17 protein-coding genes are annotated in these 17,642 nt (G+C 71.5%); 8 read left to right on the plus strand and 9 right to left on the minus strand.

Annotation, left to right across the window (positions count from 1 at the left end):
* Positions 1–101: 101 nt before the first annotated feature.
* The 4 genes from J4557_RS12890 to J4557_RS12905 form a co-directional block, all read right to left on the minus strand.
* Positions 102–461 (minus strand): hypothetical protein, encoded by a 360-nt coding sequence (locus J4557_RS12890; protein ID WP_208266729.1) that lies wholly within the window; start codon positions 459–461, stop codon positions 102–104.
* A gap of 121 nt (positions 462–582) precedes the next feature.
* On the minus strand, positions 583–1,245 hold the full coding sequence (locus tag J4557_RS12895; protein ID WP_208266730.1) for a response regulator: 663 nt from the start codon (positions 1,243–1,245) through the stop codon (positions 583–585).
* 27 nt (positions 1,246–1,272) lie between these two features.
* Positions 1,273–2,409 carry a sensor histidine kinase gene (locus tag J4557_RS12900; protein ID WP_208266731.1) on the minus strand — a complete coding sequence of 379 codons (1,137 nt, stop codon included), beginning with the start codon at positions 2,407–2,409 and terminating at the stop codon, positions 1,273–1,275.
* Positions 2,406–2,888 (minus strand): hypothetical protein, encoded by a 483-nt coding sequence (locus J4557_RS12905; protein WP_208266732.1) that lies wholly within the window; start codon positions 2,886–2,888, stop codon positions 2,406–2,408. Before J4557_RS12905 ends, J4557_RS12900 begins: the two co-directional genes overlap by 4 nt.
* A gap of 254 nt (positions 2,889–3,142) precedes the next feature.
* Between J4557_RS12905 and J4557_RS12910 the strand changes: the two genes are divergently transcribed.
* Complete coding sequence (locus J4557_RS12910) at positions 3,143–4,015, plus strand: hypothetical protein (RefSeq protein WP_208266733.1); 873 nt, start codon at positions 3,143–3,145, stop codon at positions 4,013–4,015.
* A 109-nt stretch (positions 4,016–4,124) separates the two neighbouring features.
* Here the strand turns inward: J4557_RS12910 and J4557_RS12915 are convergent, their stop codons facing one another.
* Positions 4,125–6,215 carry a DNA gyrase/topoisomerase IV subunit B gene (locus tag J4557_RS12915; protein WP_372442468.1) on the minus strand — a complete coding sequence of 697 codons (2,091 nt, stop codon included), beginning with the start codon at positions 6,213–6,215 and terminating at the stop codon, positions 4,125–4,127.
* Between the two features lie 226 nt (positions 6,216–6,441).
* Between J4557_RS12915 and J4557_RS12920 the strand changes: the two genes are divergently transcribed.
* The 3 genes from J4557_RS12920 (at position 6,442) to J4557_RS49540 (ending at position 8,785) form a co-directional block, all read left to right on the plus strand.
* Positions 6,442–7,344 carry an ABC transporter ATP-binding protein gene (locus tag J4557_RS12920; protein WP_208266734.1) on the plus strand — a complete coding sequence of 301 codons (903 nt, stop codon included), beginning with the start codon at positions 6,442–6,444 and terminating at the stop codon, positions 7,342–7,344.
* Positions 7,341–8,414: an ABC transporter permease gene (locus J4557_RS12925; RefSeq protein ID WP_208266735.1), complete on the plus strand. Its 1,074-nt coding sequence runs from the start codon at positions 7,341–7,343 to the stop codon at positions 8,412–8,414. Before J4557_RS12920 ends, J4557_RS12925 begins: the two co-directional genes overlap by 4 nt.
* Before the next feature lie 140 nt (positions 8,415–8,554).
* Positions 8,555–8,785 (plus strand): DUF7455 domain-containing protein, encoded by a 231-nt coding sequence (locus tag J4557_RS49540; RefSeq protein WP_307799718.1) that lies wholly within the window; start codon positions 8,555–8,557, stop codon positions 8,783–8,785.
* Between the two features lie 188 nt (positions 8,786–8,973).
* Here J4557_RS49540 and J4557_RS12930 read toward each other — a convergent pair whose 3' ends face one another.
* Complete coding sequence (locus J4557_RS12930; RefSeq protein ID WP_307799721.1) at positions 8,974–9,705, minus strand: GNAT family N-acetyltransferase; 732 nt, start codon at positions 9,703–9,705, stop codon at positions 8,974–8,976.
* Positions 9,706–9,743: 38 nt separating this feature from the next.
* Here J4557_RS12930 and J4557_RS12935 point away from each other — a divergent pair, with 38 nt between their 5' ends.
* Entirely contained in the window at positions 9,744–10,484 is a 741-nt protein-coding gene (locus J4557_RS12935; protein ID WP_208266843.1) for a YaaA family protein, read from the plus strand.
* A gap of 84 nt (positions 10,485–10,568) precedes the next feature.
* Here the strand turns inward: J4557_RS12935 and J4557_RS12940 are convergent, their stop codons facing one another.
* The 3 genes from J4557_RS12940 to J4557_RS12950 form a co-directional block, all read right to left on the minus strand.
* A complete protein-coding gene (locus J4557_RS12940) occupies positions 10,569–12,221 on the minus strand; it encodes an RNA polymerase sigma factor (RefSeq protein ID WP_208266737.1) in 1,653 nt (550 codons plus the stop codon).
* Between the two features lie 260 nt (positions 12,222–12,481).
* On the minus strand, positions 12,482–14,560 hold the full coding sequence (locus tag J4557_RS12945) for a SpoIIE family protein phosphatase (RefSeq protein ID WP_372442469.1): 2,079 nt from the start codon (positions 14,558–14,560) through the stop codon (positions 12,482–12,484).
* A 458-nt stretch (positions 14,561–15,018) separates the two neighbouring features.
* The gene (locus tag J4557_RS12950; protein WP_208266739.1) at positions 15,019–15,600 is read right to left on the minus strand and encodes an HhH-GPD-type base excision DNA repair protein; all 582 of its coding nucleotides are present in this window, start codon (positions 15,598–15,600) and stop codon (positions 15,019–15,021) included.
* A gap of 280 nt (positions 15,601–15,880) precedes the next feature.
* Between J4557_RS12950 and J4557_RS12955 the strand changes: the two genes are divergently transcribed.
* The 3 genes from J4557_RS12955 (at position 15,881) to J4557_RS12965 (ending at position 17,584) form a co-directional block, all read left to right on the plus strand.
* Positions 15,881–16,453 (plus strand): molybdopterin-dependent oxidoreductase, encoded by a 573-nt coding sequence (locus J4557_RS12955; protein ID WP_307799738.1) that lies wholly within the window; start codon positions 15,881–15,883, stop codon positions 16,451–16,453.
* The gene (locus J4557_RS12960; protein WP_208266741.1) at positions 16,440–17,201 is read left to right on the plus strand and encodes a cytochrome b/b6 domain-containing protein; all 762 of its coding nucleotides are present in this window, start codon (positions 16,440–16,442) and stop codon (positions 17,199–17,201) included. The genes J4557_RS12955 and J4557_RS12960 overlap by 14 nt, the downstream gene beginning before the upstream one ends.
* A gap of 134 nt (positions 17,202–17,335) precedes the next feature.
* Entirely contained in the window at positions 17,336–17,584 is a 249-nt protein-coding gene (locus J4557_RS12965; RefSeq protein ID WP_208266742.1) for a hypothetical protein, read from the plus strand.
* Positions 17,585–17,642: the final 58 nt, after the last annotated feature.

The following is a 17,642-nucleotide window of genomic DNA, read 5'->3' on the forward strand; positions in this document are numbered from 1 at the left end:
CGGCGGCGCCCCGCCCTCCGGGGCCTCGGTGCGGCGGCGCCCCGCTCGCCGGGCCCGGTGCTGCGGCCCCCGCTCGCCGGGGCCCCGGTGCGGGGCGAAGGCTAGTGCAGGCTGAAGGCGGCCGCGCGCCCGGCGTGCTCGTCGGACGCGGCGCGCTCGGCGCACGCGGCCAGGCCCTCGAGGAGGTCGGCGGCGCCGCCGACGGCCTCGTCGTAGTGCCAGTGGCGGACGAGCGCCTCGCCCTCGGGGCCGGGGTCGAAGCGCCCCTTGGCGAAGCAGCCGGCGACGGCCATCCGGACGATCACGCGGTCGCAGTCGTCCAGCTGGGCCACGTAGGCGGCCGCGTCGATGAGGCCGATCGCGGCGCGGGCGTTGCGGCAGTCGTCGGCGGGGTCGGGGCGGGCGATCCGCCACTGCGCGTACGGGCGCAGGTACTCCGCGATCATCACGGTTCGGTGCACGCGAGGTCCTTCCGGTGTCCGGGACCTCCCATGCTGCGGACGGCGCCGCCGGCGGGCGGGCGCCTTGACCGAGGTCTTGCCGCCCGCTGACCGATTGATCGTCCCGGGCCGGCGGCGGTGCCTAGGACCCGGCCAGGCCGTGCCGGAAGGCGTAGGTGACGGCCTGCGCGCGGTCCCGCAGCCCGGCCTTGGCGAACAGGTTGTTGATGTGGGTCTTCACCGTCGCCTCGCTGATGAACAGGTCGCCGGCGATCTCGGTGTTCGACCGGCCCTGCGCGATCAGCGCGAGCACCTCCGCCTCGCGCCGGGTCAGCCCGTCGGGCAGCTCGCCGCGGGCGGTGCGGACGGGCCGCTGGTCGGCGGCGACCGCCTCGACCAGCCGGCGCTGGATCGCCGGGTCGAGCTGCGCCGCGCCGCCGCGCACCGCGGCGACCGCGCGGGCGATCTCGTCGGCGCCGGCGTCCTTGGTGAGGTACCCGCGGGCGCCGGCGCGCAGCGCCGCGAAGATCGACTCGTCGTCGGCGTAGGTGGTCAGCACGACGACCTCGACCTCCGGGTGCGCCTGCTTGATCCGCCGGGTCGCCTCCACCCCGTCCACCCGCGGCATCCGCAGGTCCATGAGCACCACGTCGGGCCGCAGTTCGGCGACCATGGCGACGGCCTGCTCGCCGTCGCCCGCCGACCCGGCCACATCGATGCCCGGCAGCAGTTCCAGCAGCAGGACCAGGCCCTCCCGCACCACCGTCTGGTCGTCGACGACCAGGATCCTCGTCTCGTCGCTCACCGTGCCTCGTCCCGTGCCCGTCCCGCGTCACGCCGGCACCCGGAGGGCGACGCGGAATCCCCTGCCCTCCGGCCCGGTCTCCAGGGTCCCACCGATCAGCTCCGCGCGCTCCCGCATGCCGACCAGCCCGTAGCCGCCGCCCTCGATCTCCAGGACCGGCTCGGTCGCGCCGGTGTCGGCCACCTCCAGCCCGACGGCGTCACCGAGATAGCGCAGCGTGATGCGCGCGCGGGCGCCGGGCGCGTGCTTGCGGACGTTGGTGAGCGCCTCCTGGGCGGTCCGCACGACGGCGAGTCCCGCCTGCGGGGGCAGCTCGCGCGGAACACCGGTCACCTGGACGTCGCAGGGGCGGCCCGTGCTGGCGTAGAACTCCTCCGCCAGCTCCGCGATGACCTCCTTCGGCTCGGGGATCTCGCCGCGCAGCGTCGCCAGCGCGCGCCTGGTCTCCTCCAGGCCGGACTTGGCGAGGTTGCGCGCGCGCTCGACCCGGTCGAGTGCCTGGACCCGGTCGCCGTCCCGCGACAGCAGCAGGCGCGCCCCCTCCAGGTGCACGATCTGCGCCGACAGCGAGTGGGCGAGGATGTCGTGGATCTCGCGCGCGATGTGCGACCGCTCGGCCAGCACCGCGTTGGCCGCCTCGGCGCGGCGGGTGGCCTCCTGCGCGAGGACGTTCTGCCGGCTCGCGAGGGCGCCGAGGGTCAGGCCGATGAACGCGGCCAGCAGCCCGTAGTCCGGGCCGCGGCCGTAGGCCTCCCCCAGCGCGGCCACGACGATCACGGTGGCACCGCCGAGGGCGAGGCCCCAGCGCACCTTCGTCCGCATCATCAGGGCCCACATGGCGGCCAGCGAGAAGAAGTACCCGCCGCCGCCGTGCGGGGCGATGGCGTACAGCGAGAGCGAGGTCCCCATCGCGGTCAGGAGGAGCGCGTTCCCGGCCCAGCGGAGGCGGGAGCGCTTCGCGCGCCCCATCCACAGGCCGACGCCCAGGAGGACGAACGTCGCGGTGTTGAGGAGGATCACCGCGAGGCCCGTGCCCTGCAGGGCCGGTGCCGGGGTGGAGTGCAGGAGCCCGCGGAGGTAGGCCACGGCTCCCCAGATCAGCGCGATCGTGATCGCGACCGTCCGGAGGAGCCGGTCCTCGAGGGTGAAGGGTCCGAACCTCACGATGCGACGCTAGCCGGTGCGGTCCCGGTGACCCGCCGTCCACGCCACACCACCAGCAGGTTCTGGACGATCAGGGTCAGCGCGAGGAAGAGCAGGAAGAGATTCGAGCCGAGCTTGAGGCCGAGCGCGTGCCCGGCGGCGATGAACCCGACCCGGCTCAGGATCGACACGAGCCAGGCCGCGACGGTCCAGCCGGTGCCGCGCCGCCACAGCCCGCCGTCGCTCTCGCGCCACAGCCGGACGGTCACGGCCCGCAGCGCGCCGAACGCGACGGCGGCGACGGCCTCCCCGGCGAGGAGCGCGGCGCTGAGCGCGGGATGCGCGGCGTCGAGCAGGCCGCCCTGCGCCAGGCCGATCACGGCGAGGACGGCCGGGACGGTGTAGAGCTGCCGCTCGCCGACCGGCCGGGCGCGCAGTTGCCGGTAGAGGACCAGCCCGAGGACGGCGAGCGCGATGAGCACGTTGTCGGCGGTGTTCATGGGTTCGACGGTAGGGCGGGGCGGCCGAACCGGGGATCGGCGCGCGGCTGGACTTCGGGGTCTCCACCGGCGGGTGGAGAACCCTCCGTGAGCGGCGGCTCACCGGGCGAACACCGCCAGTGGAAGCTGGCCGAATCCGGTCAGCTGTGCGATCTTGCTTCGAGAAACGTTCACGTTTTTGAATCGGGTACCACCCGTGCGTGGATCGCTCCAACAGCGTCCGCGCGCACCAACGAAAGGCGCGTCCAGAACCCGTGAAATCCTTCCTCCGCGCCGCCGCTGTGGCGGCGCCCCTCACCCTGGCGCTCGGCGCGGTCGCCGCACCGGCCCAGGCGTCCCCCCAGGCCCCCGCGACGGCCACCGAGGCGCCGGCCCCCGGCGTCCCGACGTTCGACTTCGCCAAGGACTGCCCGCCGCTGCCCGCCGGCATCGACCCGACGCTCGGCCTGTGCATGCAGATGGTGGTCACCGGCGGCTCCATGAAGCTCGGCGGGCTCAGCCAGACCATCACCCAGCCGATGCGGATCACCGTCCAGTCGGTCCAGGCCGACAGCTCGTCCAATTCGGAGTTCACCAGCGTCACGCTGACCGGCAAGCCGATGACCGTCCCCGGCGGCGTGCTCGGGCTGCTCGGCCTGAACGTCCCCGGCCTCGACGACCTGCCGTTCAACAAGGTGCAGGTGCAGCCGAAGTACACCGGCGGCTTCAGCTTCAACCTCCCGAACGCGGGCCTGGAGATGAAGATCAAGATCATCAACGACGCGGTCGGGAAGGGCTGCTCGATCGGCTCAAGAAAGGACCCGCTCAAGCTCAACCTCGGCGTCGACCTCGGCCAGATCAGCGTGGTCGACGAGGGCGACCCGGCCGACCCGTTCAGCCACCCGCCGATCCTGCACACCCCGGCGGCCGACAACACCTTCGCGGTGCCGAAGACCGACGGCTGCGGGCTGTTCGGACCGGTGATCGACTGGAAGGCCGGGCTGCCCTCCGCGTCGGGCAACAACGCCGCGTCCTTCGACACCTACCTCGCGCTCGCGCCGTACGCCCCGTGGCCCACGGCCTCCGTGCAGCGCAAGGCGGCGCAGGACCCGATCCAGCAGCTGCGCAACCTGCACATCAGCGGCTGACGCGCCCCTCCCCGGGGCCGTGCACGACCTGGCGGCCCCGGCCCCGCGCACGGCGCGCCGCAGCGCGCCCCGGCCGGGGGTGGCACCCGCACCACCCCCGGTGGCACGGCTACATGTCGATGCGCTCGGTGTCCAGCTCGGACGCGCCGGCCGTGATGAACTCGCGGCGCGGCGCCACCTCGCTGCCCATCAGCAGATCGAAGATCTTCGCCGCCTCGTCGGCGTCCTCAACCCGGATCCGGCGCAGGATCCGGTGGCGCGGGTCCATCGTCGTCTCGGCCAGCTGGTCGGCGTCCATCTCGCCGAGGCCCTTGTAGCGCTGGACGGGCTCCTTCCAGCGCTGCCCCTTGCGCTCGAACTCCACCAGCTTGCGGGTCAGCTCGCCGTCGCTGTAGCAGTAGACGTACTTGTCCTGGCCCTTCTTGGGCTTGACCAGCTCGATCCGGTGCAGCGGCGGGACCGCCGTGAACACCCGGCCCGCCTCCAGCATCGGCCGCATGTAGCGGAACAGCAGCGTCAGCAGCAGGGTGCGGATGTGCGAGCCGTCGACGTCGGCGTCCGCCATCAGGATGATCCGCCCGTAGCGGGCGGCGTCGATGTCGAACGTGCGGCCCGACCCGGCCCCGATCACCTGGATGATCGCCGCGCACTCGGCGTTCTTCAGCATGTCCGCGACGGACGCCTTCTGCACGTTGAGGATCTTGCCGCGGATCGGCAGCAGCGCCTGGAACTCGGAGTCGCGGGCCAGCTTCGCGGTGCCGAGCGCCGAGTCGCCCTCGACGATGAACAGCTCGCTGCGGTCGTCGGCGTTGCGGCAGTCGACCAGCTTCGCCGGCAGCGCCGAGTTCTCCAGCGCGTTCTTGCGGCGCTGGTTGTCGCGCTGCGTGCGGGCCGCGATCCGGGTCTTGGCCGCCCCCGCGACCTTCTCCAGCACGGCGCGCAGCGGCTGCTTCTGGCCGCGCGGCGGGTTCTCGAAGACCGCCTTCAGCTCCCGCGTGACCACCTGCGAGACGATCCGGGTGGCCGCCGAGGTGCCGAGGATCTCCTTGGTCTGCCCCTCGAACTGCGGCTCGGGCAGCCGGACCGTCACCACGGCGGTCAGGCCCTCCAGGACGTCCTCCTTGATGACGTCCTCGTCGCCGTTCTTCAGCAGCTTCGTGGCGCGCAGCTGCTCGTTGACGACCTTGAGCACCGCCCGGTCGAACCCGCGCACGTGGGTGCCGCCCTTCGGGGTGGCGATCACGTTCACGAACGACCGGGTGGTGGTGTCGTAGCCGGTGCCCCAGCGCAGCGCGACGTCGACCTCCAGGTCGCGCTCGACGTCGGTGGGGGTCAGGTGGCCCTGCTCGTCCAGCACCGGGACGGTCTCGGTGAAGTGCCCGCGGCCCTGCAGCCGCAGCACCTCGATGAGGGCGGCGTCCTTGGCCAGGTAGGTGCAGTACTCGCTGATGCCGCCGTCGAAGCGGAACGTCTCCTCGACGACCTCCTCGCCGCGCTCGTCGCGGACGTCGATGGTCAGGCCCGGGATGAGGAACGCGGTCTGGCGCATCCGGTCCAGCACGAGGGACTGCTCGACCGTCGCGTCCGCGAGGAAGATCTGCATGTCGGGCCAGAACCGGACGCGGCAGCCCGTGACCTTCCTGGCGACCTTGCGGATCTGCCGCAGGCCCGACTTCTTCTTGAACCGCGCGTTCGGGCGGCCCTCGTCGGCGAACTCGCCCGGCAGCCCGCGCCGGAAGCTGATCGCGTGGGTGTGGCCCTCGCGGTCGACCTCCACGTCCATCCGGGCCGACAGGGCGTTCACCACGGACGCGCCGACGCCGTGCAGGCCGCCGGAGGCGGTGTAGGACACCCCGCCGAACTTGCCGCCCGCGTGCAGCCGGGTCATCACCAGCTCGACGCCGGGCAGGCCCGTCTTGGGCTCCAGGTCGACCGGGATGCCGCGACCGTTGTCGCCCACCTCGAACGACCCGTCGGCGTGCAGCGTCACGCTGATGTGCGTGCAGTACCCGGCCAGGGCCTCGTCGACGCTGTTGTCGACGATCTCCCACAGGCAGTGCGCCAGGCCACGGCTGTCGGTCGACCCGATGTACATTCCGGGTCGCTTCCGCACGGCCTCCAGCCCCTCCAGCACCGAGAGGTGCCGGGCGGAGTAGCCGTGCGGGTCATCGGTCATCGCTTCGGCGGTCGCGGCGGTCAACTGCGTGTGCTCCTCGGGGGTAGGACATTCGGCACGAGGGTACCCCCGGGCACCGACAAACGTTCGAAAGGCTCGCCGCCGCGTGCGTCCGGGCGCCTCCTCGGCAGCGGTCCCGCGGGCGTTCCCGTCCCGTCCGGGCGGTTCCCGCCCAACCCAGGGTGGAGTACCGCAACGTCCACCTATAGGTGGGTGCACGGCGTCGCACGGTTTCCCTAATGTCCTGGTCATGGCAGAAACGATCGAGGTCAGCGGGCTCCGCAAGCGCTACGGGGACGTCAACGCCGTCGACGGGGTGACGTTCTCCGTCGCCGAGGGCGAGTTCTTCGGGATCCTCGGGCCCAACGGGGCCGGCAAGACGACGACCCTGGAGATCGTCGAGGGGCTCCGCGAGGCCGACGAGGGCGCGGTCTCCGTCCTCGGCCTCCCCCCGTGGCCGCGCAACCCCCGGCTGCTGCCCCGGATCGGCGTGCAACTGCAGGCGTCGTCGTTCTTCGAGCGGCTCACCGCGCGCGAGCAGCTCCAGACGTTCGGGTCGCTCTACGGCGTCCCGGCGCGGAAGGCCGACGCGATGCTGGAGACCGTGGGCCTCGCCGACAAGGCGGACGTGCGGGTGGAGAAGCTGTCGGGCGGGCAGGCCCAGCGCCTGTCGATCGCCTGCGCGCTCGTGCACGACCCGGAGCTGGTCTTCCTGGACGAGCCGACCGCCGCGCTGGACCCGCAGGCCAGGCGCAACCTCTGGGACGTGCTGAGCACCATCAACACCGAGGGCCGCACCATCGTCCTCACCACCCACTACATGGACGAGGCGGAGGCGCTCTGCGACCGCGTCGCGATCATGGACGCGGGCCGGATCCTCGAGCTCGGCCCGCCCGCGGTGCTGGTGCGCGGCCTGGACGCGCCCGCCCGGATCAGCATCGCCAGCGGCCTGCTGGACGCGGCGGACGCCCGCGCCCTGCCGGGCGCCGACGACGTCGAGGACGACGGCGTCTCGCTGATCATCTCCACCCGGGACCCCTCGGCGGTGGTGGCGGCCATGGCCGCGAAGGACGCGCTGGACGGGGTGCAGATCCGCGGCGCGACCCTCGAGGACGTCTTTCTGGAGCTCACCGGACGGGAGTACAGGGCGTGAGCACACTCGAGAGTTTCAAGAGCCTGTCCCGGGCGATGTTCCTGGGCTTCCGGCGGGACCGGGGCGCGCTGTTCTTCACCGTGCTGTTCCCGCTGATGTTCCTGGTGATCTTCGGCGGCGTGTTCGGCCACCAGAGCACCTCCAAGGTGAAGGTGCAGGAGATCGGCCGGGTGCCGATCCTGGACCAGGCGCTGGCGGACAGGTCGGCCGACCTCGGCAAGACCATGAAGGTGACCAGGACCTCGGACCGGCACGACGCGCTGCACAAGGTCACCAAGGGCGATGCCGACGCGGCGGTGGAGCAGCAGGGGAACCGGCTGGTCGTGCACTACTCGGCGGCCGACCAGGTGAAGTCGGGGACCGTGCAGGGCCTGATGAACTCGATCGTCCAGGGCGCGAACCAGGCGGCGACCGGCAAGCCGCCCGCCTACCAGGTGGCCTCGCAGCAGGTCGAGGACGATTCGCTGAAGGCCATCCAGTTCTTCACGCCGAGCCTGCTGGGCTGGGCGCTGGCGTCGGCCGGCGTGTTCGGGGCCTCCCAGACGCTCGTGACGTGGCGCACGAAGGGCATCCTGCGCCGCCTCCAGCTGTCGCCGGCGCCGATCCCCACGGTGTTCGCCGCGCGCGTCGCCGTGAGCCTGGCCGTGGCGCTGGTGCAGTTCGCCCTGTTCGTGGCGGTCGCGCAGCTGCCGTTCTTCGGCCTGAAACTCGGCCACTACTGGTGGATGGCCGTCCCGATGGTGATGTCGGGGGTGCTGGCCTTCCTGGCGATCGGGATGGTGATCGGCGCCTGGGCGAAGACCCAGGAGACGGCGCAGGCCGTGACGCAGCTGGTGGTGCTGCCGATGGCGTTCCTGGGCGGCTCGTTCTTCCCGCTGGACGCCTCGCCCACGTGGATGCGGACGCTGGCGTACATCTTCCCGCTGCGGTACCTGAACACCGGGATGCTGAACGTGATGGGCCGCGGACTGGGCCCGATGTCCGCGCTGCCGCAGATGGGAATCCTGCTCGGTTTCGCGGTGGTGGGCGGGCTCGTCGCCATGCGCCTGTTCCGCTGGGACAGCGCGTGACAATCCGCCATGGCGGAAGGGTGTGACCTCGGTCACTAATCGAGCCATTCCGCTGTGGGCGTACGAAGAAACAGGTTGGGAACGTCCACGTCGGGTTAGATGTTGTCCTAAGTACCGACCCCGAGCATGAGGAAGGTGCCGTGACTGGAGCCCTTGCCCCGACCAAGCCGCTGACCGTCGCCGACCGGTGCGACCGCTGCGGCGCCCAGGCCTACGTCCGTGCGGTCCTTGTAGGCGGCGGCGACCTTCTGTTCTGCGCCCACCACGGGCGTAAGTACGCGGAGGCCCTGCGCGCCAACGGGGCCGACATTCAGGATGAGACCGACAGGCTGACCGAAACCCCGGCTGCCGCTTCGGAAGATGAGCGGTAGGGATCGAATAGCACACCCGCGGCGGCGGCCACCGGAGACGGTGGCCGCCGTTCGCATTTCAGTCGCCACCCCCATCGGCCCCCATCACGGGGCATGGCGAAATGGATTCAGAGAGTGATCAATTCATCACGTTGAGTGCCGGATCGTCGAGCGTCCGGTGATCCGGGCGGACGCGTTCGCCGTTCTTCTCAGCCGGTGCTGATCGTCTTCACGCGATAGTGGTATCCGCCGGATTCGGTGAACCCCTCGGCCGCGTACATCGCGCGCGCCGCGGCGTTCCGCTCGACCACCACCAGGTACGCCCGCTCGCACCCCTGCTCCCGGCCCCAGCCGAGCAGCGCGCGCAGGACCCGCCGTCCCAGCCCGCGCCGGCGCGCCTCCGGCGCCACCGCCATCGCGTAGATCCCGAGCCACTCCCCCTGCGGCACGCCCCGTCCGACGGCGACGCCGTCCAGGGACGCGTATCCGGCCGGTACGCCGGTGAGGATCTCCGTCGCGACGGGCAGCTGGTGGTCGTACCGGCCGTCCACGGCCCACCACACGTCCAGCCAGCCGGGGGACGGCTCGCTCGCGATCTCCACGCCGTCCCGCTCGTACGGGCCCGCGATGGGCGCCGCCATGGCGAGCGTGGGGTCGACGATCTCGTAGCCCCGCGCCTCCAGGACCGCGTCGAGGCCCTCGGGCCGCGCTCTCTCACTCAGCGAGAACACCGCCGGCAGCCCGCGCTCCCCGTAGAAGAGCTCCGCGCGCGCGAGCGCGGCGTCCAGGTCCTGGGGAGCGTCCAAGGGCAGGACGGAGTTGGCGCGCTTGGTGACGCCGTCGGCGTGGCGCAGCAGCCACCCGCCAATATCCTGGACGGACCGCGCCGGCCACGCCGCGGCCACGAGTCCGTCCAGGTCTTGCGGCCCGGGGACCGTCACAGACCGAGTCATTGAAGAACACCGCTTTCGGGGGGATCGTGCACATCCTGCTGCCGCCGTCGGAGAAGAAGGCTACCGAGGGCGACGGACCGCCCCTCGACCTGGCCTCGCTGAGCTTCCCGGAGCTCACCGCGGCGCGCAAGCGGGTCATCACCGCCCTGACCAGGGCGTGCCGCCGCAGGGACGCGCCCGAGGCGCTCGGCCTGCCGGCGGGGCAGGTCGACGAGGCCCTGGCGCGCAACAAGGCGCTGAACGAGGCGCCCGCGCTGCCCGCGGCGCGGCTCTACACCGGCGTCCTCTACGACAACCTCGACCTGCCGAGCCTGGACCCGGAGGCCGCCGCCGAGCGCGTCGTGGTCTTCTCGGGCCTGTGGGGCGCGCTGCGGCTCACCGACCGCGTCCCGCCGTACCGGTTGTCCATGTCGGTGTCGCTCCCGCCCCTCGGCCGTCTGGGGACGTTCTGGAAGCCTGCGATGACGAAGGCCCTCCGGCCGTCCGGGCTGATCGTCGACATGCGCTCCGGGCCGTACGCGGCGGCCTGGAAGGCCCCTCAGCCGGCCGTGGCGGTCCGCGTGTTCCGCGAGACGGTCACCGACGGGGTCCCCAAGCGGACGGTCGTCAGCCACATGGCGAAGGCGACCCGCGGGGCGATCGCCCACGACCTGCTGGAGGCCGGCGCCGACCCCGCCACGCCCGAGGAGCTGCTGAAGGCCGTCGCCGGGCTCGGCTACACCGCAGAGCTGAACGGCACCGACCTCGACGTGATCCTCACGTCCTGACCGGACCCCGGAAGGGCGCCGGCCACGGCACGTACCCGAAGGCCCCCGCCCAGCGGGCGGGGGCCTTCGGGTAAGCGAAATGTGTCAGTCGAGGTAGTCCCGCAGCACCTGCGAGCGGGACGGGTGGCGCAGCTTCGACATGGTCTTGGACTCGATCTGCCGGATGCGCTCCCGGGTCACCCCGTACACCTTGCCGATCTCGTCCAGCGTCTTCGGCTGGCCGTCGGTCAGCCCGAACCGCATCGACACCACGCCCGCCTCGCGCTCGCTGAGCGTGTCGAGCACCGAGTGGAGCTGCTCCTGCAGCAGCGTGAAGCTGACCGCGTCGGCCGGGACGATCGCCTCGGAGTCCTCGATCAGGTCGCCGAACTCGCTGTCGCCGTCCTCACCGAGCGGAGTGTGCAGCGAGATCGGCTCGCGGCCGTACTTCTGCACCTCGACGACCTTCTCCGGGGTCATGTCGAGCTCCTTGGCCAGCTCCTCCGGGGTGGGCTCGCGGCCCAGGTCCTGGAGCATCTGGCGCTGCACGCGGGCCAGCTTGTTGATGACCTCGACCATGTGCACCGGGATGCGGATGGTGCGGGCCTGGTCGGCCATCGCGCGGGTGATCGCCTGCCGGATCCACCAGGTGGCGTACGTGGAGAACTTGTAGCCCTTGGTGTAGTCGAACTTCTCGACCGCGCGGATCAGGCCGAGGTTGCCCTCCTGGATCAGGTCCAGGAACAGCATGCCGCGGCCGGTGTAGCGCTTGGCCAGCGAGACCACCAGCCGGAGGTTGGCCTCCAGCAGGTGGTTCTTGGCGCGGCGGCCGTCCTCGGCGATCCACTCGAAGTCCTCGAGGTCCTCCTCCGACAGCGCGGGGCCGTCGGAGGCGAGCCGCTCCTCGGCGAACAGGCCGGCCTCGATCCGCTTGGCGAGCTCGACCTCCTGCTCGGCGTTGAGCAGCGGGACCTTGCCGATCTGCTTGAGGTAGTCCTTGACCGGGTCGGCGGTGGCGCCGGCCGCGGCGATCTGCTGGGCGGGCGCGTCCTCGTCGTCGTCGCCGAGGGTGAAGCCCTCCTCCTCGGTGGGGGCGTCACCGGGCTTCTTGCCGGCCGGAGCCTTCTCCGCGGAGACGGCCGGGGCCTCCTCCTCGTCGGTCTCCGGCGCCTCCTCGACCTCGGGCGCGTCCTCTTCGAGGTCGACCTCGAGGTCGTTCAGGTCCTCGTCGAGGTCGACGTCCACGTCGTCCTCGAGCTCGGGGTCGTCGGCGGCCTTCTTGGCCGGGGCGGCCGCCTTGGCGGCGGGCTGCGCGGCGGCCTTCTTGGCGGGCGCGGCCTTCTTCGGCTTGGCCTTGGCCGACTTCGGCGGAGCGGGCTTGGGCGCCGCGGGCCGCGGGGCCTCCCGGCGCGGCGCGGGCTCCTCGGGCGCCGCGTCGTCGGCGACGACCGCGGTCACCGTGTCGGGCTGCTCCTTCGCGGCAGCAGCGGTCCTGGGCCTACGCGCCGGCGGCGCCGCGCGCTTGCGCGAACGCTTGGGCGCCGCGGAATCGGCAGCGCTCACCACGACGGTCACACCCTCCTTGCTGAGGCTCCGCAGAATGCTGGAGGCCTTCGACACGGGGATGTCGGCCTCCTCGAACGTACGGCGTACGTCGTCGGCTTCGAGGTAACCCTGGGACCGTCCACGCTCGATCAGTTGCGCGATGACGTGATCGTGCAGATCTGACGCTTTCGAGGTCGAGCTAGCAGGCGACACAAATACCTCTCGAACGAACGTGTGGCTTGGTTGACCCAAGTGCCCTGACGGGCCCGGCCTCACACTGGGTGGGACCACACACGGCGGACCTCCGGTGCGGACCGCAGCGTACCCGCTCTGACTGGGTCAAGCATTCTGGCACTGCTGCGCATTCCACCCTGATGTCCTACCCGGTAACACTCCACCTTAGAGGGCGACGGACGGTCCTTCGTACGGACGGGACCGACTTCTCTCCGTCTCCGGCGGGCTTCACCCCGGTTTCACCTGGACTTGGGCGGGACGTGCAGCGCAAGCACGGTCACATCGTCTACCTGCTCGTACCCGGCAAGCATCCGATCGACCAGGAAGTCGACGAGTCTTTCAGGATCTCCTACCACTTCAGGTGGGGCGTCCGCGGCCGTCGCCACGAGTTCCTCCAGCCCGGCGTCCACCCCACGCCTACGGTTCTCCACAAGTCCATCGGAATAGAAGACCACAGTGTTGCCGGTCTCGATGGAAAAACTTGTCTGCTGCCGCTGGCTCGGCCAGCCGAGCGGCGTGCCGGGCTCCTGCGTGCTCAGGCGCGCGGGGGTGTCCGGGGAGATCAGCAGGGGTGGCGGGTGCCCGGCGTTGCTGAAGGCGCCGCGTCCGGTCTCCGGGTCGATGACCGCGTAGGCGACCGTGGTGAACTGCTCCTCGTCCTCGGTGGCGCTGAACAGCCGGTCGAGGCCGGCGAGCACCGCCGCGGGCCGCGGGTCGTTCAGCGCGAGCGCGCGCAGCGCGTTGCGGACGCGTCCCATTCCGGCCGCGGCGAGCACGCCCTTGCCCATGACGTCGCCCACCGCGACCGCGAGCCGGTCGTCGGGGAGGCGGAACACGTCGTACCAGTCGCCGCCGACCTGGACGTGGCGGGTGGCCGGGTTGTACCGGGCCGCCAGCACCATCCCGGGGAGCTGGGGGAGGTCGCTGGGCAGCAGGCTGCGCTGGAGTTCCTCGGCGGTCCTGTGCTCGCGCTCGAACAGCAGCGCGCGCTCCACCGCCAGGGCGCACTGCCCGGCGAGGGCCTCCAGGAAGACCCGCTCCTCCTCGGTGATCTCCCTGGGACGGGTGAAGGAGAAGCGCAGCGCGCCGATCGGGGCGCCCGCCGCCAGCAGCGGCAGCCCGACCCAGGCACGCTCCTCGGGGTGCTGGGCGAACAGCTCCTTCTCGTCGCGGCCGAGCTGGAGGCGGAGGCTGTCGGGATGCTCGGCCAGGAACGGCCGGCTCTCGCGCACCGCCACCGACATGACGGTCTGGTCGGCGACCTTGATGTCGTCGCGGGCGGGCGGCCGCCCCTCGGTCTCGGCGCCGGGCTGGGACGGGGCGACGATGCTCAGCCGCAGCTTGTCGTCGTCCAGCAGCGCCACGGCCGAGTAGTCGGCGCCGATGGCGGACCGTCCGACCTCGGTGATGACCTGGACGACCTGGGAGACGGTCAGAGCCTCGGCGAGCATGGAGGTGGCCTGCTGGAGCCGCGCGGTGCGCAGCGCCGCCGCGGACAGCTGCTCGGTCAGCCGGCCGCGCATCTCCTCGGCCTCGCGCTGGCCCGTGACGTCGGTGTTGGCGCCGACCCACTCGATGACCGCGTCGCCCTGCCGGATCGGCACGGCCCGCACGTCGAAGTGCCGGTAGGTGCCGCTCTTGGTGCGGATCCGGTAGTTGGTCTCGAAGACCTGGTTCTCCGCGACGCACTCGCGCCACGCCGCCTCGATGCGCGGGCGGTCCTCCGGGTGCACCACGGCCATCCAGCCGCCGGCGGCGTAGTCGTCGGGCGCCTGGCCGGTGATCGCGCGCCATTCCGGCGCGTCGTCGATGACGGCGCCGTCGGGCGCGGCCACCCACACGACCTGGGCGCTGGCCTCCACGAGCGAGCGGTAGCGCTGCTCCTTGCGCCGGATGACCTCCTCGGCGCGGCGCCGCTCGGTCACGTCCAGGGCGGTCAGGACGGCGCCGAGGCGCTCGCCGCCGGGTCCGCGGGCGGGCAGCCACGTGCAGGCCAGGATGCGCTCCTCGGTCGCCGTGGCGACCGCCCGGGAGTCGTCGGCCCGTCCGGACGGCGCGGGAGGGACGACGAGGTCGAGGTCGCTCAGCGGGCGGTCCTCGGCGAGCACCGTGCGCAGCGCCGACTCGAACGCGCTCGCCAGGGCCTCGGGCAGCACCTCCGCGGGGCGCCGCTGCTGCAGGTCGCGGACGGGCACGCGGAGCAGGGCCGCGAGCGCGTCGTTGGCCTTCCGGCAGCACAGGTCGCCGTCGAAGAACGCCAGCCCGCCAGGGGCTTCCTTCAGCAGGGTCGCGTACAGCGCGGAGTCGGACGCATCCATGGGCTGCCCCTCCACCCCTGAGACGCGGGGTTGGGGAACGGACGTCTCGGTGCTCATGGACAACACCTCCGCCCCAGAGGGTCCCGTACCGCGCGGCAAGTTTTCATCACTATGAGTGAATGGGAGCAGGCTAGCGCTCCCGCCTCCATCACAACACCGTCGGAGTCAGGTATTCATCATCCCGATGGTTCGCCGCGTACGGAAGCCCTGATGGACAACGTCGTCTGCGCTTCCATGCGATGGCGCGGGATTCGGACGCCTTCTCCACGAGCCGCCGGTGGCGGCCCATGAGGAGGGCGAGTAGGCGATGTTACGGCGCCCGGAGCTTCATGGGCGGCCAACCCCGCCGGTTCGGCGAGTTCCGGCCCGGGACCGCCTCGCGCACCTTCCGTCCGATTTAGCCTACAAAAATACGGTAAAGACTATTTTAGAGATCGGCGCCTCCTTACCCGGAGGCCCTACTTTCCGGCCTTGGCGGCCGCCTTCATCTCCTGCTTGAAGGCGCGGACCTTCGCCAGCGACTCCGGGCCGGTGATGTCGGCGACCGACCGGTGGGAGCCCTCCTCGCCGTACGCGCCGGCCGCCTCCCGCCAGCCCTCCGGCCGGACCCCGTACTGCTTGCCCAGCAGCGCGAGGAAGATCTGCGCCTTCTGCTTGCCGAAGCCGGGCAGCCCGTTCAGTCGCTTGAACAGCTCCTTGCCGCCGTCCGCGTCCTTCCACACGTTCTCGGCGTCCCCGTCGTAGTTCTCCACGAGGTACCGACACAACTGCTGCACCCTCTTGGCCATCGAGCCGGGATAGCGGTGCACGGCCGGCTTCTCCGACAACAGCGCGGCGAACCGCTCCGGATCGCAGGCGGCGATCTCGTGCGCGTCGAGATCGTCCGTTCCGAGTCGCTGAGCGATCGTGTAAGGACCCGAGAACGCCCATTCCATCGGGATCTGCTGGTCGAGCAGCATCCCGACCAATGCGGCGAGGGGGCTGCGGCCCAGCAGTTCGTCCGCCTCGGGCCGCTGCGCCAGTTGAACCTTCGTGGCCATGGGGTCAGCTTAGGACCGCCGCCAAGGGCGAGCCCGCCGGGCGCCGGAACCCGCCGCAGCGGTCACGGACCGGCGCGGCGAATCTGTCGGAAGTCTTACGAGCACCGGCGGAACCCTGGCGGCCCGCAGGTCACGGTGCTCGAATGGAGGCGTGAACGAGGATCCGGCAGAGGGCACCCCCGTAGGACGGCGGGTCGTGCTCGGGATGCTCGGCCTTGGCGCCGCTGGGGTCGCCGTAGGTGCATCCCTGCAACAGAAGGTGAACCGAGCCTTGGCGCCGGTGGGCGGCATCCAGGACGTTCTTCCGGCCGCCGGAGGCTTCCGCTACTACTCCGTCACCGGAAGCGTGAAGCGGCACAGCATCGCCACCCACCGGGTGACCGTAGGCGGGCTGGTGGACAAGCCCCAGGCGTTCACCATGGCCGACCTGGCGCGCCTGCCGCAGACCATGCTCGACAAGGATTTCCAGTGTGTGACCGGGTGGCGGGTGCCGAACGTCCGCTGGGCGGGCGTCGCCCTCCCCGACCTCCTGGACGCGGTGGGGGTGTCGCCGCGGGCCAGAGCCGTCAGATTCACGTCGTTCGACGGCGTCTACACCGAGTCGCTGACGCTGGACCAGGCGCGGCGCCGCGACGTCATGGTCGCGACCCAGATGGACGGGAAGCCGGTCTCCCACGACCACGGCGGCCCCACCCGGCTCTATGTCGCCCCCATGTACGGCTACAAGTCACTGAAGTGGCTCGGCGGCATCGAGCTCACCGACAAGGTCAAGCAGGGCTACTGGGAGGACCTCGGCTACGACGTGGACGCCTGGGTCGGCCGGTCGAACGGACGTGACGATGCACCCACATGACGTGGTCCGCCACGAGCCAGCGGCGTCCACCAGGCTGCTCCGGTTCACGCGGGCCGAACGGTCGATCCATCATGTGACCGCGCTGTTGATGCTGGTGTGCCTGGCCACCGCGGGGATGCTCTACCTGCCCGCACTGTCCACGCTGGTGGGGCACCGCGAGCTGGTCAAGACCGTCCACGTGTGGTGCGGTTTCGCGCTGCCGGCCCCCATCGTCCTAGGACTCGCCTCCAGAGCGTTCAGGACCGACCTAGGCCACCTCAACAGGTTCGCACCGCATGACTGGGAGTGGCTCAAGCGCGGCGACCGCAGAGCCGTACGGCGAGGCAGGGGCATCCTGCCGGTGGGCAAGTTCAACGCCGGCCAGAAGCTGAACGCGGCGTTCACGGCGGGCGCGATCCTCGTCATGCTCGGCACCGGCGAGGTGCTGACGTTCCCCGGCCCGTGGCCCGACCGCTGGCGCACCGGCGCCACCTTCGTGCACGACTGGCTCTTCGTCATCATCCTCATCGTCGTGGTCGGGCACCTCTGGGAGGCGCTCCGCGACCCGGGGGCGCTCGGCGGGATGCTCACCGGCCGGGTCGACCGCGGCTGGGCCGCGAGGCACCATCCGGGCTGGGTGGACGCCGTCCAACGGATCGCCGCCCGGCCGCCGGACGGCCCATCCGGCGGCGGATCCGGAGAGGCGGCCACCGGCGCGTGCGGAAAAGGTGATCCGGAATTTACGAAACGACCGCCCGGCATGTCTTGACTCTCCCGGCGAACGCGCTGGAATGAGACATCGAGGCGAGGTTCGGGCGGACATCCCTAAACCGGGGCCGCGCACTTCGTCTCGACCGGCGGCGTCCCCGCCCGCCGGAACCCTGTGCGCGGAGGTGTACGCAGATGCCTGCACTGGCCGATCACCGGAGCGAGACCCGCGACGCGCTCACGCGGCGCCTCACCGACGAGTTCTCGCACTTCTCCCCGGACGCGGTGCACCAGTGCGTCGCCGACGTCCAGGCGTGCATGGCCCACCTGGGGCTCGACCCGACGCCCGCGCGCGTGGAGCGCATGGCGCGCGAACACCTCGTCGGCATGCTGAAATCCGAGCCGCCCTCAGGGCGGACGCAGGGGACCGGGGTGGACGGCTGAGCAGCCTCCCACGGGCCCCGTTCCCGACTCCGCCCGCTCACGCGCCCGAACCTCCCGC

The organism is Actinomadura nitritigenes, from assembly GCF_017573545.1.
Taxonomy (GTDB): Bacteria; Actinomycetota; Actinomycetes; order Streptosporangiales; family Streptosporangiaceae; genus Spirillospora; species Spirillospora nitritigenes.